The 24,558-nt window shown below is 64.8% G+C and carries 10 protein-coding genes; 5 read left to right on the forward strand and 5 right to left on the reverse strand.

Annotation, left to right across the window (positions count from 1 at the left end):
- Nucleotides 1-114: 114 nt before the first annotated feature.
- Nucleotides 115-1,065 (reverse strand): hypothetical protein, encoded by a 951-nt coding sequence (locus tag GNK13_RS15175; protein WP_164103408.1) that lies wholly within the window; start codon nucleotides 1,063-1,065, stop codon nucleotides 115-117.
- Nucleotides 1,066-1,359: 294 nt separating this feature from the next.
- Here GNK13_RS15175 and GNK13_RS15180 point away from each other — a divergent pair, with 294 nt between their 5' ends.
- Nucleotides 1,360-1,620, forward strand: a complete 261-nt coding sequence (locus GNK13_RS15180; protein WP_164103409.1) for a PLDc N-terminal domain-containing protein — start codon at nucleotides 1,360-1,362, stop codon at nucleotides 1,618-1,620.
- Nucleotides 1,621-1,973: 353 nt separating this feature from the next.
- Here GNK13_RS15180 and GNK13_RS15185 read toward each other — a convergent pair whose 3' ends face one another.
- Nucleotides 1,974-9,950 carry a dockerin type I domain-containing protein gene (locus GNK13_RS15185; RefSeq protein WP_164103410.1) on the reverse strand — a complete coding sequence of 2,659 codons (7,977 nt, stop codon included), beginning with the start codon at nucleotides 9,948-9,950 and terminating at the stop codon, nucleotides 1,974-1,976.
- 389 nt (nucleotides 9,951-10,339) lie between these two features.
- Between GNK13_RS15185 and GNK13_RS15190 the strand changes: the two genes are divergently transcribed.
- From GNK13_RS15190 to GNK13_RS15205, 4 genes are all read left to right on the forward strand, one after another.
- Nucleotides 10,340-11,443, forward strand: coding sequence for an Lpg1974 family pore-forming outer membrane protein (locus GNK13_RS15190; RefSeq protein ID WP_164103411.1), 1,104 nt, complete (start codon nucleotides 10,340-10,342; stop codon nucleotides 11,441-11,443).
- Between the two features lie 235 nt (nucleotides 11,444-11,678).
- Nucleotides 11,679-15,338 carry a protein kinase domain-containing protein gene (locus tag GNK13_RS22105; RefSeq protein WP_164103412.1) on the forward strand — a complete coding sequence of 1,220 codons (3,660 nt, stop codon included), beginning with the start codon at nucleotides 11,679-11,681 and terminating at the stop codon, nucleotides 15,336-15,338.
- 288 nt (nucleotides 15,339-15,626) lie between these two features.
- Nucleotides 15,627-17,024 carry a hydroxysqualene dehydroxylase gene (locus tag GNK13_RS15200; protein WP_164103413.1) on the forward strand — a complete coding sequence of 466 codons (1,398 nt, stop codon included), beginning with the start codon at nucleotides 15,627-15,629 and terminating at the stop codon, nucleotides 17,022-17,024.
- 223 nt (nucleotides 17,025-17,247) lie between these two features.
- The gene (locus GNK13_RS15205; RefSeq protein ID WP_235935200.1) at nucleotides 17,248-18,801 is read left to right on the forward strand and encodes a sugar porter family MFS transporter; all 1,554 of its coding nucleotides are present in this window, start codon (nucleotides 17,248-17,250) and stop codon (nucleotides 18,799-18,801) included.
- Between the two features lie 202 nt (nucleotides 18,802-19,003).
- Here GNK13_RS15205 and GNK13_RS15210 read toward each other — a convergent pair whose 3' ends face one another.
- The 3 genes from GNK13_RS15210 to GNK13_RS15220 all read right to left on the reverse strand — a co-directional run bounded on the left by GNK13_RS15210 (nucleotide 19,004) and on the right by GNK13_RS15220 (nucleotide 24,304).
- Nucleotides 19,004-19,573, reverse strand: coding sequence for a superoxide dismutase family protein (locus GNK13_RS15210; protein ID WP_164103414.1), 570 nt, complete (start codon nucleotides 19,571-19,573; stop codon nucleotides 19,004-19,006).
- Between the two features lie 120 nt (nucleotides 19,574-19,693).
- Nucleotides 19,694-22,960 (reverse strand): serine/threonine-protein kinase, encoded by a 3,267-nt coding sequence (locus GNK13_RS15215; RefSeq protein WP_164103415.1) that lies wholly within the window; start codon nucleotides 22,958-22,960, stop codon nucleotides 19,694-19,696.
- A 21-nt stretch (nucleotides 22,961-22,981) separates the two neighbouring features.
- Entirely contained in the window at nucleotides 22,982-24,304 is a 1,323-nt protein-coding gene (locus tag GNK13_RS15220; protein WP_164103416.1) for an AAA family ATPase, read from the reverse strand.
- Nucleotides 24,305-24,558 lie beyond the last annotated feature (254 nt).

Raw genomic sequence — 24,558 nt, forward strand, 5'->3', positions numbered from 1 at the left:
ATTTGACTGAACGGAGCGAATTCCGAGAACCGCTGCCGCCCCGCTGTGGAGCTTGGCAACGGGTCGTGAGTGATCGTCGACACTTCTCAGAATGCGAAGGCAGGCTCCGGCGATTCACCCCATCGGGCCACGACGAATTCGCACTAGCCGCCAACCGAACGCTTCCCATAGGCGAGTTTGCAGCGTGGCCTGAAGCGAGCCGAAGAAAAGTGCCGCAGCGAGCACGATTGCGAATCCCGGCGGGGGAGCTGGGCTTCCAGCCATTGATCCGACGGCGAACGCGAAGGTTCCAACGGCGATCGCCCCTGTGCTCAACCCCACCCATCCCCAGCGACTCCGGCGCACCGAAATCGCGGATGCAAGCGTGCTCGCCAGGACCAGCCCGAACACCAAACCGAACAAGGGGCCACTCGCGGGATCCGCCTCCCCCGAGATCACGGTTGCCGATGGCTCCGAGTGCAAATCGAAATAGTCGTAAATCCTGTTGACGGCTTCAGTCACCGGGGGCGTGACAATCCGCGGCGAGGCGAACAACAGGGCTGCGACTGCCGTGGCGATCAGGATGCCACGCAGGCTGAAGGTGGGACGGTTTGTTTCGCCTTCGCGAAGCGTCAGTCGCCAACCCCACATGGCGGCGAACACTAAAATCCCGACGGCGAGACCGGCGAAGACGCCCAGATGGCCCACGAGGCTGGAGACGCAAAGCGCCGCAATAAACTCTGCACCGAACTGGAGAATGTCGAAGTAGCCCACCACCTGAATGAACCAAGCGATCAGGAGGTGTGCACTAACCAGTAGGCACCGAAACAAGCGGTGCCCTTCGGCCAACACCGCGGGGGCCGCGCCCGCCATCGCAGCGGACAGCCCCAGCACACTGCTGCTTACCTGCAGAACCAGAGCGGTCGTGTCGCCGTGCGAGTAAACCGAAGAGCTCTGGGAAAACCACTGGATGGCGAACCCTAAGCACCCCACGCCGAGCGCCATCGACAGGCTCGCCGCTGCCAGCACGACCAGATGCGTTGTCTTGATTCGCGCCGGCGTCCCAGGGGCTGTAGAGGGTTGCATGATCAGTCGACCGCGACGAATGAACAGAGGTCCGGACGCAGCACCGACGCTGCGCGGGTCACTATCATAGCGGCCCAGCGGTCCCGCTCGGTTTGGGCAGACCGGTCGCGACGACTGAGGACGCGGACGTCTTGCGGACGGCATCGCGGGCCGACCGCTGAGGGGACATCCGCCCTGCGGGGGCCTCCCCGGGGGCTTACAATGCGACGGTCGGCTTGGATTGTCGGGGTGGGGGCTCGCGGCGCCGCGGTCGGCGCTTGGTTCCGTTACCGTCCTTCAATAAGGCCCAGCGACATGCGCGACTTACTCTTCTTGGCCCAAAACGACGCAGGCGGGTTGTGGGTCGGAGGTTTGTTTTTTCTGTGGCTGATCCTCGGGATCCTCGCCTTGGTCCTGTGGGTGTGGGCCCTCGTCTCCGCAATTCAAAACCCGGCGCTCGACAGCACTATGAGGATCGTGTGGGTGCTGGTGTTCGTATTCACCGGGTTTATCGGCGCGATCATCTATCTGCTGATCGGACGCAACAGCCGCAGCGGGCGTGGCGAGGCGTTGTGAGCTCAGGGCAGCACCCGTTTCCTCCTCGGGCCTCTCATGACCCGTCTGCACCCTCCCCGCTCGTTCCTCGCGACCCTCCCGGGGGGAGGGTGTTGGTGAAATGGAGTTTTCGATCCTTTGAGCCGTAGGCGCTAGCCTCGGGCGTCGCAGCCCTGGGATTTCTGCTGCAGCACCCGCGGCTAGCGCCGTCGGCTCAGGGTTTTCTGACAGAGCCTAGCTGGACAGCGCCACTTTGGATTGGTTCGGAGCGGGACGGCTCGCCGTTAAACGACTTGATAGCCAACTGCTGGGCACTGCTGACTTTATGGCAATTCAGCGTGAGAAAGTGGCGCTGTCCAGCTAGTCTTCCTCGTTCAGACGCGTGATTCGAGCGGGGCGTCCCAGGGAGCCGCGTTGTCGGCGTCGCCTTGCGGTTCCTCGTCGTCCTCGAACTGTCCGCTCCAAGGCCGCAGCGGGCTGGGCCAGTGGGCGAAGACGGCTTCAACCTCCTTCGCTTGGCTTGGCCGCGGGGAGGCCTGGAGAATCGCCAGCTCGTCGCCGGCTCGGGCGAGCTCGCCAGCGAACCAATCGCTCTCGAATTCGGGCAGCGGCGCCGCAGCATGGCTTTCGCCTTCGCCGCTGGCCCCGCCACTGCCTCGATTTAGATAGTTGATCACCTGCAGCGCGTCGAGCGGCGAGACGTTTCCATCGCCGTTGACGTCGAGCATCGCGCCGAGCGTCCGCTGGATACCGCCGGCTTCGATGCCGAGGCCGGCCGCCAGCGCTCCGCCGCCGCCGCGATTCAAGTGATTGACGACTTGCAACGCGTCGAGCGGGGTGACCTGGCCGCTTTCGTTGACGTCGTACCGATTGGCCAGATTCGTCATGCGGAGGCCGACGACCGAAACGGGCTCGACCGCGGTGCCCGCTCCCGGAACGACGGGCGGATCGAAGTTGCCGACCACGGGCAAGCCAAACGCATCGCCGAAGCTAGCGTACAGGTCGGGGCCGAACGGCTCGGGCGTGAAGTGGATCACATTGCCGCTCGTCCCGTCCACCGCTGGCGTGATGCGATCGGTGATGGGAGCGGTTTGGCTCATCAGCACATACCACTCTCCGTGCTCGCCCGGGGCGAGGCCAGTCGCATCGGGATTCCAGAGCCCTAAATCGTCGACGCCGTCGCCATCGAAGTCGGCGGCGAAGGGGATTTCGCGAACCCCGGGGAAGCCAAACCGGAACTGGGCGTCGAGCAAGCCATCGATCCCGTCGCTGCTCAGGTCGAGCGAAAACAGGTCGTCGGCCCAGGCCCCGAGGTCGTCGATTCCGTCGCCATCAAAATCGCCGACCACTGGCAGCCCGACCAGATCGCCGCTGAAGGTCGTGTCGACGCGGAAGTCATGGTCGGTGTCGAGATACCAGCGGTTGCCATCCTTCAGCCCCACTTCGTCGCCGTTGGCCGCATCGCCATCGAAGTTGCCTGCGAACGGCCGCCCGTTGATCCCCGCTCCGTCGGCGACCACCAGATCGGGCACGCCGTTGTTATTGGTGTCGATCAACCAGCGAAAGACGCCCGCGTACTTGCCGTAGGTGGCCAGCTTGTCAAAACCATCGGCGGCGGCCGACGGGTCGGTCACAAAGTTGCCAGCGAACAAGTTGTCGGTCTGGAAGCCGAGTTTATAGACAATGTCTTCGTTCGTATCGTCGCTGAACTGGGCCTCGGGATCGAACAGGAAGTTGCCGTTGGTGTCGATGTAGGCGCTGCCGGCCGCCCACGTACCAAACTCGGCCCGACTGTCGACGGTAAAGCGAGCGACAAAATCGCCCTGCGAAACCGAGTCGCCCGACGGCAGCGCCGGGTTGTCCTGCGGCTCGCTGGCGTTGCTTTCGCCGTCCAAGCGATTTCCCACCGGGTCGACCAGGTTGTCGCGGACGGTCAACGTAAAGCGGTCGTCCGGAAGCGGCTTGGCGAAGTGGAGCCGGATCGTGGCGGTCGCATGCTCGCCCACCACGACCGGATCGTTGACGACTTCGATCGAGTCGATGGCGACGATCCCATTGTGGTCCCCGACCAGCTGATACTGGCCCACCGCCGCGGCGATCGGTGCGTCGAGCGCTCCATAGAGGAAGCCGGGAAAACGCTCGCTGAGGTCGCGGATCTGGATCGTCAGGCTGTGGACCAGCGGCGTCGGACCTTGGGCCGGTTTGACGTCGAACAGATTGTAAGCCGATTCGTCGGCGGCCGTGAGCACGTCGTCGGTGATGAACAGATCGGTCACCTGTGGCCCGATCTCGTCGAGGCTCACGACGCGGATGTCGTAGCTGTTGATCGCTTGCGGCGTCAGCCCACGGACGCGCAACGAATAGCTCTGGCCTCCTTCGACGCCGACCGTGTGCGTCGCAGCCCCTTCGCCCACGATCTTGGCGATCCGGTTGTGGCTGGGATCATAAACTTCAATCTGCAACTGCCCATCGCCGGGCAAGCCGGGGTTGCCGTTCGCGAGCGTCCCAATCGCTTCGAAGAGCAGCTCGAAGCGGAGCGTGGCAGTGGTCGTCGCGTCGAAGCGGTACCAGTCTTCATCACCCGGCAGCTCGGGGCCCGGCAGATTGGGGCCGCCAGGGAACACGCCTGTGGCGATTCCAGGGTCGATGTTGGGGTTGGTCGGGATCTCAAACAGGGCAGGGTAGTCGCTGCGGTTCGGGAGGCTTTCGTTGTGCTCGAACGGGTCGGCATCGAACACGACCAGCCGCCCCAGACCGTCGCTGCCGGTGCCGCCGGTGACCGGATCGAGCGGGAGGATGTCGACGCGTTCGACGTTCGCGTAGTCGATGGGCAGCAAGCCGCCGACGGTCACCGAACCGCTGCGACCATCGGCCGCCTCGCGGTGCAGCACCAGGTCGCCGACTCCCGCGTCTTCGACCAGCAGTCGATCGCTGGCGTTCGGAGCACTGCCATCGACCTGCACGAACAGATCGCTTGCCGGGAGCACGCGGAGCAGGTCGTCGCCATCGCCCGAATCGAGCGAGACGCTTTCGATCGAGCCGTGGAGCTGGACCGGTTTGAGCAGCGTGCCGGACGCGTCGCTGGTGTGGACCGTGCGGCTGGGGCCGTCGACGAACATTCGGTCGGGCCCCGAAGAGCCTTCGACCAGGACGCTGTCGCGGGCGGAGCTGCCGCCGCCGAGCGAGAAGTTGCCGCCGATTTGAGCGAACACGAAATCGGCGTCGGATTGGTCGGAGCGGAACCGGCCTCCCTGGGCCGCGAGGGGCGTGTAGCGGTAGCGATTCTCCAGAGCCGCCCCGAGCACGCTCAGTCCCCCGATGCCGCTGCCGAGGAGCTCGACCGTTTCGGCGTTGGTGAACTGGACGTCGCCGAGCCCCGGCTGTGAGATCGTCGCGCTGACCGTGTCGAGCGTGATGTCGCCATCCGCTGCGAGGTACTGCAAGCGATCGTCGCCGAGCGCGGTGTTGATCACGAGCGTGATCCCGCGACCGGGCGTGACGCTGACCAGGTCGTTGGCGGTGCCGATTTCGAAGGTCAGGATGTCGGGGTTGTCGGGATCGACGTCGTGCGTAAACGTTGTCGATTGGTCCCCAAAAGCGGCGGTCGTCACACCCGCGGTTCCGCCGCTGACCGAAGCGGTGCTGTTGACGCCCGGCAGATCGTCGCTCGAGAGGCTGAAGGTATCGACGCCCGTACCGGTGTTGAAATCGCGGAGCTCGATGCTGTGGTAGTCGACGGTCGAGTAGACGAGCGCCGTCGTCGGCCCACCCGGCTGGGAGATGAACTGGAAGGAGCCGTTGTTGCCGACTCGCGGATTGAACAGAACCGTATCGCGGGAGCCGGCGAGCGGTTCGTGAACGGTCAGCGAGTCGGTCCCGCCGAGGCCGACGAACTCGACGCCGCTGAAACCGGAGAAGTCGAGCGTCACCACAGTACCGCCGCCGAGGTTGTACGTTGCCCGACCATCTTCGGCCGCCGCGGCGCTCGGCGTGTAAGTGAAGTCGTCGACGCCGCCGGAGCCCGCGACGTCGGGCGTCCCTTCGAAACGGACCGAGTTCGCACCGGCTGGCCCACCCCCGGTGATCGTGAACTGCGCGAACTCGGATACTCCATTGGGAGCGACCGAGATCGTGTCGTCGCCTTGATGTCCCGCGATCGTGACGCCGCTGGCCGCCGCAAAATTCCGCAGGGCAATCGTGACTTGCCCGTCGTTGGCAAACGTGGCGGCGCCGCTGCCAGTTCCCTGGAAGCGGATATCGTTCGCCTCATCGGTGCCGCTGACCGTCACCTCACCGGCTCGCCCCGCGGCGTCAAAGATGACTCCCCCTTCGACGCCAGCGAACTGGACGCTCTGGCCATCCATCTCGATCGTCGCCTGCGTGCCATCGGGGAAAATCGGAGCCACGAACGTGGGCGAGCTGGCGTCGGAGACGAGTTCCAGGACGTCGGTGCCGTCGCCCGAATCGACCAGAATTTGCGGGACGCCGGTGTCGCCTTCGATGATGATCGTGTCGTCGCCACCGCCGGCGGCGATCTGGATCTGCTCGACGCTGATCAGTTCCTGGAAAGTCGTCGTACCGATTACGACGTTCGCCGCCCCGTCGTTGCCTTTGGTCGTTTCCTCGACCACCACGGGGCCGCCATCGACGACCAGATTCGTTCCATCGGGTTGGATCAGCGGCTGGTCGGTTTCGGCGAGCGCGCCGGTGAACTCGATCGTCCAGGGACCTTTCTGCGGGCCGTGGACTTTGACGTTTCCCGAGCCGATCGAGGTGAGGGCCTCAAGGGCATCTTCCACCTCGGAGCGGGACGCGGCAAAGTCGATCGCCGTGGTCGTCTCGCCATTGAACGTGAGCGTGAAGTCGCCGCTGGTAACGCCGAACGGCAATGCGATGCGCTGGAGTTCGTTGGTCCCGCGGGCCTGCGTCGCATTGTCGGTGACAGCCACTGTCAGCCCCGAGCGGACCATCGCCGAAGTGTCGACGGTGATCGAAGGTCGATTCTCCGCCCGCAGGGCTTCGACGAATTCGACCGACCACGGTCCCCCGTCTGGACCGGTGACGACGACGTTCCCGGCGCCGATCGTGGGCAGGGCGCGAAGTGCGTTTTGGACGGCCAGGGCGGTCGCCTGATGGTCGAGCGGAGCGGTGGTCGCCCCGTTGTAGCGGAGCGTGAAAGTGCCCGAGCTGGGATCGGGGGAGAAGCTGATCGATTGTTTCTCGTTGGTCCCCGCCAGAGCGGCCTGGAAGTCATCGACCACGGCGACGCTCAGGGCACCGGCCAGGTTCGTCGCGTCCGCGAGGATCAGCTCGGCAACCGCGGTTTTCGAGAGCGCTCCGGTGAACTCGACCGTCCACGCGCCGCCCGCCGAGCCGCTGACGATGACGTTCCCGGCGCCGATCGAGGGAAGCGCTTCGAGAGCCGCGGCGACTTGGGCCGCCGTCGCGTTGTGGGGCAAGGGAGGCGTCGTGGCTCCCTGGAACGCGAGGGTGAAGTTGCCGCCGGTGGTCGTGACCGAGGGCGTGAGCTGCTGGACTTCATTGTCTCCGGCAACGGCATCTTGGACCTCGGCCGAATTGCCCGAGAGGCCGCTGGTGTCGGCGGTCAATAAGCCGCCGATGTTGGTGTCGGTGAGCCCGCCCACGAATGTGATCGTATAGGGGCCTTGCGCCGGTCCGGTGACGCTGACCTCCGTGAGACCGGCCGCGGCGAGGGCCGCTTCGACCGCTGCGCCATCGGCGTCGAAGGGGATCGCTGCGGTGGTGACCGCGCCGGTCTGGGGGCTGTCGATTTGGAGCGTGAACGTTCCACCGGTCGTGCTTCCGCCGCTGGGAGTGATCGTGACGGTTTGGACTTCGTCACTGCCGCCACCGCCGGTGGTGGTTTGGGCCGAGGATGCGGAGAACGTCACGAAGCCGGTGTCGAGGTTCGTCCCATCCATCTGGATCAGGACTTGGTCGGCCGCGGCGTAGTCGGCGACGTATTCGATCTGCCAGGGTCCGCCGACCGGCCCGCTGACGCGAACGTTGCCCGCTCCGACCGAGGTCAGCGCTTCGAGTGCCGCTTCGATTTCGCCCGGCGTCGCGTCGTAGGGGAGCTCGCCCGTGCTGCGAGCGAAAGTGCCGTTGTCGAACGTGAGCCTGAAGGTTCCGGCGGTCGCTCCATTGGTGCTGAGCGAGTGGACTTCATTGGTTCCGTTGCCCGCGACGAGTTCGGCCGCGAGCACGCTCACGCCGCCGCGGAGGTCGGTGTTGACCGTCGTGATCGCCGGTTGATTGCGGCCGCGGAGTTCGTTGGTGAACTCCACGTCCCAGGGCCCACCGGTGCTGCCGGTGACGACGACGTTGCCGGGATTGCCGATCGAGGAGAGCGCGTGCAGGGCGGCTTGCACCTGGGAGACCGTGGCGTTGCCCGGAATCGGAGCAGTGGTGTCGCCGTTGAAGGACAACCGGAACGTGCCGCCGGTCGCCGCGGCGGGAACCGAAATCCGCTGAATCTCGTTGGTCGCGCCGACGGCGGTTTGGGTCTGCGCGACGCTGGCGGCGATCGAGGACGTCAGGGCGGCGCCGTTGGCCACGATCGCGGGCTGGTCGGTCGCTCCGAGCGAGCCCTGGAATTCGACCGTCCAAGGGCCGCCGGCCGGGCCTGTGACGTCGATGCTGCCAGCCGGCACGGTCGACAGATCGGCCAGAGCCTGCAGGACTTCGCTGGAGGTGGCATCGAAGGGAAGGGGCTCGCTCGGCCCGCTGCCATTGAACGAGAGCGTGAAGGTGCCTCCGTCGGTCAACGCGGGCAGCGCGATCGTCTGCTCCTCGTTGGTTCCCTGGGTAGGGTCGGCTTCGCGAATGGTCGAAGCGGTCATCGGGCCACCGGTCACGACGAGCCCCGAGCCGTCGGCCGTGAGCAAACCGATGTCGCGGTTGGCCAGCGAGCCGCCGAAGGTCACCGTGTAGGGGCCGCCGATTCCGCCGGAGACGCTGACGTCGCCGCTCGACAGCCCAGGCAGCGCTAGCAGCGCCGCTTGCACGTCGCTTCCGCCGGCGGTGCTCGCGATCGCCGCGGTCGACTCGCCGTTGTAGCCGAGCACGAAATTACCACCGCTGACCCCAGAGGGGAGCGTAACTCGCTGGACTTCGCTGGCAGTCTGACCGCTCCGCGGATTGGGCGCTTCGAGGACGACTTTTTGCAGCTTTCCACCGGAGCTGATCAGGCGGATCGTGTCGTTCCCCTCGGTTCCCAGGATCGAGAGGATGTCGTTGCCATCGCCGCCGTCGACGTGGTAGCGGGGGACGTCGACGACCAGATTCAGAACGAACGTGTCGCGCCCCTCTTCGCCGTAGAGCTTGATGTCGGCGTCACCGCCCCCAGCAAAAATGACGTCGTCTTGGCTGCCGGCAAAGACGAGCTGGTCGACTCCGCGGAGGGTGTGGAGGTCGATGTTGTCGGGTCCGTCGAGCGTCGAGACGACGACGCTCTCGGTCGTGAAGGTGCTGGTCAATCCCTCGAGCAGAGCGGTGCCGAGGTTCAACAGCGCCGTGGGAACTTCGGGGAGCGGGTTCAGATTGTCGGCGAGGCTCGTCAGCAGCGTCTCGCTGAAATCGGTGACGTCGTCGCAGTCGGGATCGACGAACGGAATCGCATCGATCGCCTCGCAGGCCGCGTGGACCACGTCGCCGACGACCGAGACGATCGGGCCGATCGCGGTGTTGACGGCGTCCTGCAGGAAGCTCACTCCTTCACCGAGGAAACTGACGATTTCGCCGAGCCCGAAGGTGAGCCCTTCGCCGTAGATGTTTGCCATTTCGGCCAAGATCCCATCGGGGCCGCCGATCCCGGGGATCATTTCCAGGATCGACGTCGCGTTGGGAACGATCGCCGTGGCGCCGGGGAGGTTGATCACGTCGCCGATGTCGATCGTGACTTCGACCACGAACGAGAAGCCGACGCCGAGGTCGTTGAGGACGGTCGGATTGAACGCCAAGGGAACCGGAATCACCGGCAGCTCGGAGTTGCCTTCGTTGACCACGTAGAACAGATCGCCGAACTGCTGCGAGATGGAGACCTGGTTGCTCTCGCCGGCATAGGCCTGGTAGGTCAGCGTCTCGCCGGTTCCCAGATCCGAGCCGAGCCGTTGCTGCGCCGTGGGAGGCAGGATTTGGCTGACGTCGACAAAGGTGTCGAGGTAGTCGGCCAAAGCGGCGAACGCACCGGCCGAAGCGGCCGTGACGACCGCCGCAAGCATCCGCCGGTCTTCCAACTGCTCGCCGCGAACGGGAAAGTTCAGACGAGGACGGCGAGGATGCAAATGCCCCTTGCGCTTGCCCCGAACCCAAGGCTTGCGGTCTGCCATCGCTGCGCTCCGTGTGGACTCGGTGGTCGATCAAAGATGTTAAGCCGGAGTGATTACGCTAGTAATGCGGACTGGGGGGCACAAGTGGCTTGCCTGAGCCCCCCACCCACGAGGCCAGCGATAGGTTGAGCCGACGGCGCTAGCCGCGGGTGATTCATCAGCCGCCGGGCGCTAGCCCCCGGTTCTCGAAAAGCGCTGGGGGAACCGGACGCTAGCGCGTGGCGGCTGATTTGACACCCGGTCTCGTGCCGCACGCGAACGATGCGCGTTGTTCCGAAGGTGCGGGTTAACGGGCTGGGGCGACAAGTTTTCGCCTGAACCACCTGGGGGGACCGATAGCAAGAAGCAGGATCTCACCGGATGGACTGCGAACCACAAGGATGTGGGCGATGGCGATGCGTTGGCGCTTTGGATATTTGGCGAGTTGGCTCGTATTGGCTTGCGGAGCGGCGGGAGCTGCGGAGACGGGTCCGGTTTCGGAAACCGGCGTGGCGCCCATCCCGGCTTGGATCGATCTGAGCGGCGATCCCGAGCTCGCGGTCGATGGCGGGGTGCTTCAGCCCGTGGGGCACGTCGCCGGGAGCCGATTGCCGGCCATCGCCGAGTGCTGTCCGGAACCTCCCTGGGCGCACCGCAGCGGGCTGTTCGGCGAGCTGCTCTTGCTCCGTGCCCGCGACACCGAGGTCGCCTATGCATTGCCGGTCAACGGCAACGTCCCGGAGGGAGCGGTGGGGCTGCTCGATGGCGAATTCGACCTCGGCTTCAAGGCGGGCATCACCCGTGCTCTGGATGAATCACGAAGCCTCAGCTTTGCTTACACCGGTTTCTTTAGCGACTCGAGCGATCGCGTCGCGGTTGACCCGGCCCGCTCCTTGGTGAAGCTGCTGGTCCATCCCAACGAGCTCAACGCGGCGGCTAATGTGCTCGAAGCGGGCGGTGAGTCCGAGATCGATTTTCAGACCGCCGACCTCGCCTACCGGTTCCTGGTCCTCTCGAATCACTGCACCGCCGCGAATCTCTCGATCGGGGCTCGCTACGGGCGACTCGATCAAGAATTGGCGGTCGAATACAGCGGAGCCGGGTTGACCGAGACGGTGACCTCGGACGTCGAGTTCAATGGTCTCGGGCTGCGGCTGGGAGCGGACCTGGAGCACCATGGCCGCCACGGATTGTTCTGCTACGGCAAGACCGGGGTAAGCTTCCTGGCGGGCGAGTTCCAGGCTGACTATCTGCACTCGAGCAACGTCGATCCGGTCCGGGTCAGCACTTCCTGGGACGCCGGGCGGATCCTCTCGGTCCTCGATCTGGAGGTCGGAGCCGGTTGGCAATGCTCGCCGAGCTGGCGGCTCTCGGCCGGGTACACGATCAGCAATTGGTTCGGCGCGGTGAAGACCGACGAGTGGATCCACCGGGTCCGCAACGACGACCTGCGGGACATGAGCGACAACCTGACCTTTGACGGCTTCGTCGCCCGCGCCGAATATCGCTTCTAACCGGTCCGCTTCTAACCGGCTCGCTTCAAACCGGTATACTGGGTACTGCAAAAACGAAATCAGCCGCCACGCCCTAGCGTCCGGTTTTTAACCCCGTTTTCGGGAACCGGGGGCTAGCGCCCGGCGGCTGAGGCATTATCCGGATAGTCGCCTTTCGCTCCGCGAAAGCTGCGTTGTTCTGCGCTACTTTCGCGGAGCGAAAGGCGACTATTTTTCCGACCGAGTCGAGCGACCGGTGAAGCACGAACAGGCGTATGACGATCCGGCAACGACAGCGTCCGAGGGGGCCAGTTCCTCGGCCGGTGAGTTCACGCTGCCCCCGGAAGTAGAGTTGCACGCGGGAGTGGAGCTGGCAGCGGACGCGGCTCCCGGCGGCTCCCCCTTCTCCTCCCCGCATCCGCCGCAAACGGGGCACCCGCCGCAAGCCGGGATGGTGGGCGAATTCCGGATCATCCGCGAGGTGGGCCGCGGTGGCATGGGAGTGGTCTACGAAGCGGAGCAGTTGTCGCTCGGCCGACACGTGGCGCTGAAGATCCTCCCGATGGCCAGCGTGCTCGATGGCCGCCAATTGCTGCGGTTCAAAAACGAAGCCCGCGCCGCGGCCACGCTGGTCCATCCGCACATCGTGCCGGTCTTTTCGATCGGCTGCGAGCGGGGCGTGCACTATTACGCCATGCAGTTCATCGAGGGACAGTCGCTGGCCGAGCTCGTCGCCACGTTGCGGAGCGAGGCGGGGCTCGACCGTCCCCCTGCTCCCGCCAGGGCCGAGACCCCCGCCAGTGCCGAGGCCCCCGCCAGGGCCGAGTCCCCCACCGGTGCCGGGGCGGCTTCGGCTGCCAAGCGGGCTGCGGGAGCCGGCCTCGGCAGTGGCATTCGCGAAGCCGAATTGCCCGCAGTAATCGAATTGCCCGCAGCCGAGCTGGCCAAGTCGGACCGTACGGCGGTCGATCTTCCGGCAGCCGATACCGCTGTCGCTCCGCAGGCGGCTCGGGAGAATGGCGGCACCCGCAGCGCCGAATCGGCCATCTGGGCGAGCGGCTCGACCGAGCGTGCGCGGCGGGGTCGACACCGCTATGTCATGGCCGCCCGCTGGGGGGCCGATGTGGCCGAGGCTCTCGAGCATGCCCACAGCCTGGGCGTGGTGCATCGCGACATCAAACCGGCCAACCTACTGCTCGACCAAGAGGGAAAGGTTTGGGTGACCGATTTTGGGTTGGCCCAGCTCGAAGCGGATGCGGGGATGACGATGACCGGCGACGTGCTCGGCACGCTCCGCTACATGAGCCCCGAGCAAGCCCAGGGCAAGCGGGCGGAAGTCGACGCGCGGAGCGACGTGTACTCGCTCGGAATCTCGCTCTACGAACTGCTCGCGCTCCGGCCCGCGTTTCCGGGCACCGACCGGGCGGCGATGCTGCGGCAGGTGGTGGAAGTCGATCCGCCGCCGCTGCGCTCGGTCGATCCGCAGGTCCCGCGGGACTTGGAGACGGTGGTCCTCAAGGCCATCGCCAAGGAACCACAGGCGCGGTATCCATCGGCCCAGGCGTTCGCCGACGATTTGCGGCGGTTCGTCGCCGACGAGCCGATCCACGCTCGCCGTCCGACGCTGGTCGATCGGGGAGCCAAGTGGATGCGGCGGCACCGGACGCTCGTGCCGGTGGCGCTCGGCATGCTCGTGGCTCTCTGCATGCTGTTGGCCGCCAGCCTCTCGGTGATCGAGCGGGAGCGGGCGCGAGCGGTGGCCAATGGCGAAGCGGCACGACGCGCGGCGAAAGAGAAGCAGCGACTGCTGTTCGAAGCCCAGGATCTCCAACGGGAGACCGAGCGGCACGCCGCGCGGATCGAACGGCTGCTCTACGTGGCGGACTTGAAGCTCGCCTCGCTCGCCTGGGAGAAGGGCGATCTGCAGCAGTACGTCGGTCTGCTCGCGGCCCACCGCTCGGCAGCGGATTCGGCGAGCCGCCGCGGGTTCGAGTGGAATTACCTCTGGCGGCGAGGGATGCTCGAGCATCGCGAGCTGGCTTCCCGCGAGTCGGCCGTCTATGACGCGTCTTTTTCCCCCGACGGGAGCCGACTGGCGTTGGCGAGCGACGAGGAGGGCATCGCGACGCTCGACGCGTCGGCCGATTTCGGGGCCTACGGAGACTTCGTTCCGCCGCGTCAGGCGGTCACGCTGGCGGTGGAGGAGGTCAGCAGCATCGCCTTCTCCCCCGATGGACAGCGGCTCGCAGCGAGCCATTTTGATGGCACGATCCGCGTCTGCGATCTTGCCACCGCCAGCACCGAATGGACGCGGGTGGCCCACACCCAAGGGCAGGCGTCCGAGGTCGCCTTCACGCGCGATGGCCGGGGGCTGATCTCGTGCGGTCCGGAACCGGTCGTGCGGCTCTGGGATGCGTCCGATGGCCGCCCCCGAGGCGAATTGAAGAGCGACGCTCCCCCGATCCCCAACCGACGGCAAGCGATTCATGCGCTGGCCGTCTCGAGTGACGGTCAACTGATGGCCTCGGCGGGCGGCCCCGATGGCAACACCCTGATGATCTGGAACCTACCAGCCCAATCCGACAAGCACCTGCTGCGGGGGCATCAAGAACGTCTCACCTCGGTCGCTTTTTCGCCCGATGATCGCTTCGTCGCCACCGGCAGCATCGACAAGACAGTTCGAGTCTGGGATCTCTCCTCGAAGCGAACTCCACGCAAAGGGCTGCGGCGGGAGGTTTTTGTAGGCGAGCATCTCGATTCGGTGCGGAGCGTCGCATTCTCGCCCGATGGCCGCTGGCTGGCCACGGGCGACTGGAACGGGGCGATTCGATTGTGGGATCTTGAGACGCTTGGAATCGCCGCCCTCAAAGAGAAGTCGCCGATTCGCTCGGCTCGCCCGACGCGGATCTGGCAAGCCCATGCTGGACGCGTCTACGCGCTCGAATTCGCTCCCCAAGAACCGCGGCTGCTGTCGGCCGGCCGCGATGGAAAAGTTCACCTCTGGAACCTCGACTCGCAGCCGCAGCGGATCTTACCGACTCCGCCGGGACAGCAGGTCAGTGGCGGCGGCGCGTTCACTCCCGACAGCCGCTACTTCGTTCGCGCCCAGTTCGGAAGCCTCGCCTTCTGGAATCCCCACTCAGAAAACCTGGAGACGGTGGTCGACGTCCACGACCAGTCGCGGGAGAGCGTCGCAATCTCGCCCGGCAATTCCTGCTTGTACTTCGGCAATGGTCCGGGAACGGTGGAGGTTTGGGACTTGCGGAATCGCAAATTCGTCACCCGTTGGCACGTCGATGGGTGCGAGACTTCCATCGAGCCCCAGGCCGTCTCACCTGACGATTCAACCCTGGCAGCCACCGATTGGGTGAGCGATGTCCTGTGGTTGTTCGATACCGCCACGGGCAAGGCCACCGCGATTCCCGCTGCGCAGTGTCACGATGCCGTCTTTCTCCGCAATGGGACGGAGGTGGCCGTCGATTCGCTCGACGATGTGCTGATCTGGAATGTGGCCGACCAACGGGAAGTGGCGCGGCTGCGGGGGCACCATAGTACGATCGAAGCGCTCGCGGTCAGCCCCGACGGCCAGCGACTCGCTTCCTGCAGCCAGGATCGGCTGGTCAAGATCTGGGATCTCCAAACCAACTGCGAACTGCACCTCCTCTCGAGCCACCGCGACGAAGTGACGGCGGTGACTTTTTCTCCCGACGGACGCTCGGTGGTCAGCGGCGACCGCAGCGGCACCGTGCTGGTATGGGACGTGGAGAGTGGGCGGTTGGTTTGCGAACTGGAGAACCTCGCCGCCGAGATCAGCCAACTCGAGTTCTCCCCCGACGGCACGATGCTGGCCTGCCATCTACTCAGGAGCGAGCAATCGGTCGTGATGCTCGATGTCTCGCCACCGGAGGAGTATTAGGCGCTGTCAGAAAGCTCCATAGTCGCCTTTCGCTCCGCGAAAGTAGCGTTGCCGCACAACTTTCGCGGAGCGAAAGGCGACTATGGGCCGCGCAACTTTTGCGGAGCGAAAGGCGACGAAGTCCTGCGCAACTTTCGCGGAGCGAAAGGCGACTATGGGCCGCACAACTTTCGCGGAGCGAGTTTTTGCTGCAGCGAAGAGAGTTGATTGGCGCGACAGGTTTGCTACGGTGCTGTACCCGCAAGGGTGCTGAGGAAAAGCAACGGCCACTCACCGAGGAACTCATCCATGGCGATCAAGATGCCGGCAGAGGGTGCGAGGCGTGTGGCGATTGCTGGCGGCGGATTGGCCGGTTTGACGTGTGCCAAATATTTGGTCGACGCCGGTCTGCAGGTCACGGTGGTCGAGAGCTTGCCTTTTCTGGGAGGCCGCGCGTCGACATATCGCGATCAGGATGGCGAATGGGTCGAGCAGGGACTGCACATCTTTCTGGGCGTCTACAGTGAATTCATGACGCTGTTGAACGAGATTGGGCAGTTCGCCGATGATATCTTGTTTTGGATGGATGACGTCCACTATCAGGACCGCGATGGCCACCATGCAACGTATGGTCTGAACCCCATCCATGCTCCCCTCAAAACACTGTTCCGCGCGCTCAGCCAGAATGATTATCTAGGTATCCTCGATAAATTATCGATCGTTCCGTTGGCCGCGCCGGCGTTTGCCAGTTTGGAAGCGATCCAGAAAAATTATGATGGCTTGACCGTTACCGAGTGGTGGCGGAAAGCGGGTGGGCGGGAAGATGTAATGCAGCGGGTGCTCCGCCCGCTCTGCCGCGGCTTGCAATTTACCGATCCGGATCAGTTTTCCGCCTACGACTTTCTCGGCTGGGCACACAACGCGATCTATGGGATCCGCAACATCCGCCTGGGCGGCTATGAGGGGGCTCGCGACGATCTGATCTTTGCGCCGCTGGGCCGCTATCTTACCGACCGAGGCGCCACGATTCGCACCGGGACCCCCCTCCGCGCGATTCATTGCGATGCCGCTGGCGGACGTGTCGAGGGTTTTGAGCTCGACCATGGCGAGCGCGTCGAGGCGGACGCGTATGTGGTGGCGGTCCCCCCCTGGATCTTTGCACCGCTGATGCCATCCGCACTCCGCGAGCAGACGTTCTTTGCGGAGATCGCCAATCTTCCAGTCGCTCCGGCGATCTCCGTGCAGATTTGGTTTGACCGAGCGGTTACCGGTGGCCCCGGCTTTTATCTGGTCGCTCGGACGCACGCGCCGGTCTATCAAGAGCAGTCGCCGCACACGTATCCCGTCGCTCGGGGAAGTCGAATCTCGGTGATCGTCTCCCCAGCCGATGAGTTGTTGGATCTGGAGGATGATGCGCTGGTGCGAATGGTGGTGGAGTCGATCGGCAGCGTCAACCAAGTCGTGGCCGATGCTGTGGTGACCAAGTCGGTCGTTCTCAAACATCGCCAGCATTTGGTGCGGCCCCTTCCCGGTGCCATGTCGGCTCGTCCTCAGCAGCGGACACCCGTGCCCAACTTGTTTTTGGCTGGCGATTGGACGCAGCAAGAATTCTTTGGCAGCCAGGAAGGGGCGGTGCGGGGCGGCAAGTACTGCGCCCGCGAAGTCCGCTGCGCGCTGCTTCCCGATCTGCCTCGCAGTCGGGTTTAAGGAAAAGGGGGCCCCGATGCGCCCGAGGCTAGCGCCTACGGCTCAGGGGCCCGAGGCTAGCGCCTACGGCTCAGGGGCCCGAGGCTAGCGCCTACGGCTCAGGGGCCCGAGGCTAGCGCCTACGGCTCAGGGGCTCGAGGCTAGCGCCTACGGCTCAGGGGCCCGAGGCTAGCGCCTACGGCTCAAAATGGCAAAACTCCGACGTGCCTGACGGGAGAGAAACATGAGTGCTACCTCGATGAGCGCGACTCCGGCGGCTTCCGATCGCCACTCCTCCAGCAGTGGGCTGCTTTTTCTGAGCACCCTGGTGGCGGCGCTCGGTGGGTTGCTGTTCGGCTTCGACACGGCGGTGATCTCGGGCACGACCGAGGCTCTGGAAGTCCAGTTCGAACTGTCCAGCGGCGCCCTGGGATTCACGGTCGCCACGGCGCTGGTGGGGACGATTCTGGGTTCGATCTCGGTGGGGCGACCGGCCGATGCTTGGGGCCGTCGCGCGATCCTCTCGCTCACGGCGATTCTGTTCACGGTGTCAGCCATCGGCAGCGCACTTGCTCCCGAATGGTATTCGTTCATGCTGTTTCGATTCATCGGCGGGATCGGGGTCGGAGCCGCGTCGGTCGTTTCGCCAATGTATATCGCGGAGATTTCGCCGGCGCGATTGCGGGGACGGTTGGTGGCCGTCACGCAGTTCAATATTGTGCTCGGCATCTTATTGGCTTTTTTCTCAAACTATCTCATCGCCCAAGCAGGTTTCGGAGAGACCGCATGGCGGTGGATGTTTGGCGTCGAGACGGTGCCAGCGGTCGCCTTTGGAGTGCTGCTGTGGTTGGTTCCCCGTAGCCCCCGCTGGCTGATGACGAAGGGCCACGATTCCGAAGCTCGGGAGGTGCTCGCGAGGCTTGGCCGCGACGATGTCGAACGCGAACTGAGGGAAATTCGCGAGTCGATCGATCTGGAACATCACCAACTCGAGGAGCCCTTCTTCGGAAGGAATTATCGCAAGCCGATTCTGCTGGCCGTGGCGATTGCTGCCTTTAACCAGTTGTCCGGAATCAATGCGGTGCTGTACTACGCCCCGGCGATTTTCAAGATGGCCGGGGCCGGGACGGACCAAGCGCTGCTGCAGGCGGTCGCGGTCGGCGGCACGAACTTGCTGTTCACGATGATTGCGATGGCGATCATCGACAGCTTTGGACGACGGCGGCTGATGCTGATCGGATCGCTCGGTTACATCCTCAGCCTCGGCGCGACCGCCGGGGCGTTCTATGCCTACGGAGCCGAGTTCCAAGCCGCGACGCAAGCGGCCGATGCTCTCGAGAACGTCGAGCAACGAATCGCGGAGCCGCCGAGCGAGGCCGCCTCGCAGGACGGTGTGCCGCTCGAACGAGCAACGCGGGAAGCTGAGGCGGAAGCCCGGGCCGCGTTCGCCGCAGCGGCCGAAGAAGCGCAGGGAGGCAGCCGAATCGTGCTGATCGGTCTGATCGCTTTCATCGCCTCACACGCTTTCAGCCAGGGTGCGGTGATCTGGGTGTTCATCAGCGAGATCTTTCCCAACCGCGTTCGCGCCCGGGGATTGGCCCTCGGCAGTTTTACCCACTGGGCGATGGCGGCTTTGATCTCCTGGACGTTTCCGAAGATCGCCGAGTGGTCCGGAGGGCACATCTTCGCGTTCTACGCGCTGATGATGTTCGTCCAACTGATTTGGGTGCTGGCGGTGATGCCGGAGACCAAGGGAGTGCCACTCGAAGAGATCCAAAAGCGGCTCGGCATCCGCTGACGCCCGAGATGACGTCAGGAAAAGATGGGGCCAGAGAATCAGCCGCCGGGCATTCGATCGGACGCATCAGCCGCCACGCGCTAGCGTCCGGTTTTCACGGCGTTATCGGAAACCGGGGGCTAGCGCCCGGCGGCTGATAAATGGTCCGGCCGAGCGCCTGGCGGCTGATCGAGTGTTCAGACCGCATCGGCGAAAGGCCTGCTTAGTTCTTCGGCTGGGCGCTGAACTCGGGGTTGCCGACTCCGATCACGCCCGTTGCGACGCGAGGTCCGGCGTCGCCCGACGGCTGGCTTTTGAGGTCGTCTTTGCCTGCGTGAACGACAAAAGCGCGGCCGAGGATGAGGCCGAGCGGCGTATCCTTCGAGACGATATTGACCGTGGCGACGCCTTGCTCGTTCGCGGTGATGTTGCCGAGGTCGCCGACGTGGCTTTTCTCTCCCGGGGCACCGTGCTCGTGGCCGGTCGGGTTGAAGTGGCCGCCAGCGGCGGTGCCGTCCTTGCTGCGGAGGTCGCCGAACTCATGGATGTGGAAACCATGTTCGCCGGGGGTCAGGTTGCGGATTTTGCCGGTAATTTTGAGGTCTTTGCCCATCTGGGACAACCGCAGCATGCCTCGGGTCTTGTTGCCTTCGGTGGGAACCAGGATCGCGATCCCAAGCTTCGGCATCTCCATGTGAGCGTGCGTGCCCGCTTCGCCGTGAGCATGCTCGTCAGCCAGCGCGAAGCTGCTGCCGAGGGCCAGGGCGGTGCCAATCAGGAGGGTGCAAATCATGCGCATGTTCTCAAGCTCCGGAAACAGGGAGGGGAAAGTGAAATGGGAGCGACCCCGGAAACTCATCGTAATCGCTAGAGTTTCTACTGTAGCAGGTCGGAGAGCGAATCTCTGCCGCCCCTACTCGGCCGCCTCAGGGCTGTTCCAGCGAATATCGGACCTGGACTGCAGTCTCGCCGAAATCCGTTCGTCGCCGCCGAGCGTCGTCACCAGCCGGTTGAGCACGCGTGACAGGGGAATCCGCTGCGCTTCGTGCACCAGGAGCGGTCTGATCCCGGGAATCACCGCCACTGAGAGGGTTCCTCCGTGGGCATCGGCGACGCGGTTCTGCAACGCCGTTCGCTCGGCTTCGCTGCCTACCAGCAGCAGTAGCCGCTGCTGACCGCCACACTCCAGAAGCGTCGGTCGCGCCGCATGCACGGCCTGCAGAATCGGGTCCGCCGACTCCTCCGAGGCCGGGCCCGCCCCGGTGGTCGCAGGTGGTGGGGAGGGAGCCGCACCGAGGGCTCCTTCGAGAACCTGCTGCGTGGCGGAACCACTCGCCTCGGCGATTGTCTTCCCGCCGACCGCGTTGGCCGGTTCTCGAACGGGATCCGAAAGCAGCGGAGCGACCATCGCGCGGTGGACGGCGGCGAGCAACTTGTCACCCCGGCCGCGGATCTCAGCAGGGAGGATCGCCCACGGCTCTTGGTTGACACTCGCCTCACGCGGTCGCGAGTCACCGAGTTCTTGGATCGCCATCGCCAGCTGGGCCGCATGGTCGGTGAGCGACTCGACGAGCGCCGAAAGCTGCGTGGCCAGCTCGCTCAACAACCGTCCAGCACGCGACTCGGCACCCGCCAGCCATCGCTCTTCGGCGAACTGCAGAGCCGGACCGGGCTGCTCGAGCGAACCGATCAGCCGTTCGGCGGAATGGTCTGCGGCGGCACTCTGGAAGGCGATCGCAGCTCGCTCCACCGCGGCACGATGTCGGCTGCTGGATGTGGCGTGGCTTTCGGCGGCGACTCGGAGCGCATCGGCGAGCTGGCTGACGCACAGCACGGCAGTCGTCAAGTCCAGCCGACGATCCTTCAGCCGCAACGACAGTTCGCTGCGGAGCGAACGAATCGCGACTTCTGCCGCTGTCGTGAACGCTTCACCGGTCGCGGGGCGGGCAGCTTCGAGCTCGCGGAGCCCGCCCTCGATCGCTTCGGGAGTGAGCCGAGCTCGACTGGCGTGTCGGCGGAGCCGCTCGGCGAGGACCGAGCGTCGTGCGTCGGCGGCGACGGGCAGGGGAGCCGCGCGGTCGGCGACGAGCGAGGCGACATCCAATCCGCAGCAACCCGCCAGCTCCTCTCGCACCCGCGCTGCCGACTCGCGGGCGTCGGCGGGATGCCCCAGCCACCCGTGGAGCAGCCGCGAAGCGATTGCGCGGGCCAGCCTCGGCCGTTCAATCTGGTCAGCCGATTGCAGCGGTACGATCCCCAGCGAGCGGAGGACCGGTTCGTGACTCCCACCCGCGGCCTCGGTACCTCCTTTCGCCTCGCGGGCTGCGCGAAGCACCGCGCCGGCGATGGTGGAGTCGGCCCAGATGTAATCGCTGATCATTTCCATCGGCGTCGGTGACGGATGGGCCCCCTCGCGGGCCGCCACCACATACGCCTGGCTGAGCGGCGAGCGGGCCGCCGGAACGCTCGGCCAACCCACTGCCGGGTCGCCGGGATAACTGTTACCCGGCAGGAGATAGTGATGCATCTCCGAGAGCGCGGCATGGCAATCGGCGGCCGCCAACGGTTCCCGCGACGAGGGTTCAAGTGCTGGAGAGGCGAGCAGAGGCGTCACGGTCGCCTGCGGAAGTCCATGCTGGTCCAGCAGGTGGCGGAGCAAGTGGACCAAATCCCACGCCGTGCCGCTGCCGGTGCCGCCGCCGAGCGAACCGACCAGATAGACCTGTGGCGTTCGCTCACCCGCAGCCGCCGCCACGGCTTCGACGGCCTCGGACAGTTTGCGGAACACCATTTCACCGTGGTCGACCAGCGCCAACCGCCCGAGCGGCCGCAGCCCTTCGGTCCGGCCGCTGCGAGGAACGTTATAGACCCACCGGCGGCTGACGCTCGTGAGGTGTCGAGTGCCATTGTCGCGGTACTGGGCCGGCGTGCGGAGCGGAATCCAGATTGGCGTCGAGGGCGGCAGCCCTTCGCAGCTCTCGCGATTCCTCGCCGCATCGAGTGCGTCGGACGCGGTATCGATCAGGACCGAGTGGAGTTCCAGCGGCGACGGACCTTGCTCGGCGGCGACCCGCTCGCCCAAGCGCTGCAGGCATTCCGCTCCGGCTCCACCGACGGCGACCAACAAGACCTGGGCGGCAGCCTGCGCGGAGAGCACCGCTGGGCCCGCCGAGAGTGGGTCCGCCGAGAGTGAGCCCGCCGAAAGTGAGCCCGCCGAGAGGCTGGGCAGATCTTCGACCGCTGCTACCTGCGGGCGGCCCGTGTCGAACAAGGTGCTCGTCCGCGTATCGCTGTCGAGTTCCCAGCTCTCGCCGTTGCGGGGCGTGCTCGCATCACCACGGCCCCGCGGCTGGGCCGCACGATCCCCCGCCGCTCGCAACGCTTCGACTAATTCCAAACAGCCGCCGTACCGCCGCGACGGATTCTTCTCGAGCGAACGGGCGATAACCGGACGGTCCGACGGGGGGAGGGGTTCGAGATGCGGGGCGCTGTGAACGTGCTGCGTCGCCAGTTGTGCGATCGTTCTTCCGGTGAAGGGCCGCGTCCCGGTCAGCAGTTCCTGATACATCACCGCCAAACTGTACTGGTCGCTGGTCGGGCTCGGCCGCCCGTCAAAAACCTCCGGCGGCGCGTAGATGGGAGTCAGGCCGCCAATCATGGAGCATTCGACGTCGCGAAGATCCTTGAGCAACCCGAAATCGGCAACCTTGACATGTCCGCCAACCATCAACAGGTTGCCTGGTTTGACGTCCAAGTGCTGGAGCTGGTAGCGATTGTGGAGGTAATCGAGGGCGTCGGCTGCATCGTGCAAATACGCCAAGAGCGCAGCGCGGGGGATGCCGCAGGAGCCGCGCTCTCGGTGACGGCGATAGGTGTCCTCGAGCGACCCATCGGCCAGCTCGGTGACGATGATCAACCGCCCGGCAACGACTTCAAACCGCTCGAGCGTCAGCAAGAAGGGGTGCTGGACTCCTTTGATTCGCTCGAGCGACCGCAGCTCCCGCGTCGCCTGGCGTTCGTTCAGCGCTCCATGCACAAACTTGATGGCCTTATACAGCCCTCCCGGTGCCTCGGCACGCCAGACTTCGCCGAACCCGCCGCTGCCAATCTGTTCCTCCAGCCGGTAACCGGGAATCGGTTCATAACCGGGCTGAATGAGAGTTGCTTCGATGGTACTCATAATCGTTACTGATCGGGGCTTCTACAGTTGGCTGAAGTAGCTTCGCCACGCCTGATCTAAATACTCCGGACGCAACTGGAGACGGGTTTTGCGGTAGATGCAGAAATTGCGGACCTGAGTGAGCAAGTCGCGCGGATGGCACCGCCGCAGCCCTCGCTTCTCGTGTTTGTAGCGAGCCAACAGATAGTCGGCGGCTTCGGGAGCCGGAGGGAAACCGAGCGATTCGGCCATCTCCGCCATCAGTCGCGCATACTCGGCGGCGGTCGGATCGCCGACGAGGATCTTATAAGGCACCCGACGTAGAAAGGCTTCGTCGACCAGCGAGTCGGGATTCAAGTTCGTCGAGAAAATGATAAGTTGTTCGAACGGAATCTGAATCTTTTTCCCAGTGGGGAGCGTGAGAAAATCGCAGCGACTCTCGAGCGGGACGATCCAGCGATTGAGCAGCTCCTCGGGGGCGACGCGCTGACGGCCGAAGTCGTCGATCAGCAGACAGCCGCAGTTGCTTTTCATCTGCAGCGGAGCCTCGCTGATGTTGCTTCGCGCGTCGTGTCGAACCTCGAGATTGTTCATCGTCAGCTCGCCGCCAACGATCACCGTCGGCCGTTGGATGCGGGCCCAGCGGCGATCGTACTCCTGCATCTCCAGCAGCCGTCCACCTCCCTCGGGAACCGGAGCTGGTCGATGGAAGGCGTCGTCTTTCAACTTGATGAGGTTTCCATCATCGAGAATGGCATGCGGAATCCAAATCTCTTGACCCAGGCAGGAAGTCAGGCAGCGGGCGATCGTGGTCTTACCATTGCCGGGCGGCCCGAACAGGAATAATCCCGTATTGCTGTTGATCGCCGGTCCCAGTTGATCCAGCAGTTCGTCTTGATAGGAGATGCTCGACAGCGCTCGGCGGAGCTGATCGCGATCGATCGGCTCGAGCCCGGCCATCTGCGCTTCGACGCTCAACACGTAGTCGGAGAGGGGAACGGGAGCGGGCCCGACATATGCGCACTGACGGAATTGTTCCTGCGCTCGCCGCTGACCGGCTTCGGTCAGGGAATAGTAATAATCGTTGAAAGGCGCCGGGCGCACATGCGCGATCAATTTGCGCGTTCGCTGGACGTCGAGAACTGGTTCGATCAAGCGAAACGGAAGTCCGCTCGCCTCGGCGATCGCGCGCCCATGGAGGGTTCCTCCGGAGGCGACGATTTTGAGGATTAACCCTTCGATGTAAGCTTCGCTCAGACCTGTTTCATGGTTGTCGCGGGGCTGGATCGGCCAGTACGTATCTTCGGACAGCAGGCCGTTGAGGTATCCCGAATCGATCGGGTGAGTCTCGTGAACGAGCGACATATGCAAAACCTGCGGTAGATCAGTGGGCCAAGTGGCTCAGAAGCGGCGGGTCGTACAACCATAGCTCGTCGTTTCTGCCATTCCGGGGTGGAACCGCTCGCGGATCTATCGGCGGCAACCCGCAGGTGATTGCTATTGAAAACGCCGACGCCTGGCTGGTTTGCGTTCTAGAGTTGTTTGGCGTGCTGCGCCACATTGGGGGGGTGAATGGGCCGTCTGACTTCGCTGGCCCGTCCCCGCGTGGCGCATTTTCG

Origin of the sequence: Candidatus Laterigemmans baculatus (genome assembly GCF_010367455.1) — a bacterium.
GTDB lineage: Bacteria > Planctomycetota > Planctomycetia > Pirellulales > Pirellulaceae > Laterigemmans > Laterigemmans baculatus.

Bases quoted from the DNA above. Each gene is read 5' to 3' on its own strand.
- GNK13_RS15215 (WP_164103415.1), bottom strand. From the start codon at position 22,960: ATGAGTACCATCGAAGCAACTCTCATTCAGCCCGGTTATGAACCGATT.
- GNK13_RS15185 (WP_164103410.1), bottom strand. From the start codon at position 9,950: ATGGCAGACCGCAAGCCTTGGGTTCGGGGCAAGCGCAAGGGGCATTTG.
- GNK13_RS15220 (WP_164103416.1), bottom strand. From the start codon at position 24,304: ATGTCGCTCGTTCACGAGACTCACCCGATCGATTCGGGATACCTCAAC.
- GNK13_RS15180 (WP_164103409.1), top strand. From the start codon at position 1,360: ATGCGCGACTTACTCTTCTTGGCCCAAAACGACGCAGGCGGGTTGTGG.
- GNK13_RS15210 (WP_164103414.1), bottom strand. From the start codon at position 19,573: ATGATTTGCACCCTCCTGATTGGCACCGCCCTGGCCCTCGGCAGCAGC.
- GNK13_RS15175 (WP_164103408.1), bottom strand. From the start codon at position 1,065: ATGCAACCCTCTACAGCCCCTGGGACGCCGGCGCGAATCAAGACAACG.
- GNK13_RS15205 (WP_235935200.1), top strand. From the start codon at position 17,248: ATGAGTGCTACCTCGATGAGCGCGACTCCGGCGGCTTCCGATCGCCAC.
- GNK13_RS15190 (WP_164103411.1), top strand. From the start codon at position 10,340: ATGGCGATGCGTTGGCGCTTTGGATATTTGGCGAGTTGGCTCGTATTG.
- GNK13_RS15200 (WP_164103413.1), top strand. From the start codon at position 15,627: ATGGCGATCAAGATGCCGGCAGAGGGTGCGAGGCGTGTGGCGATTGCT.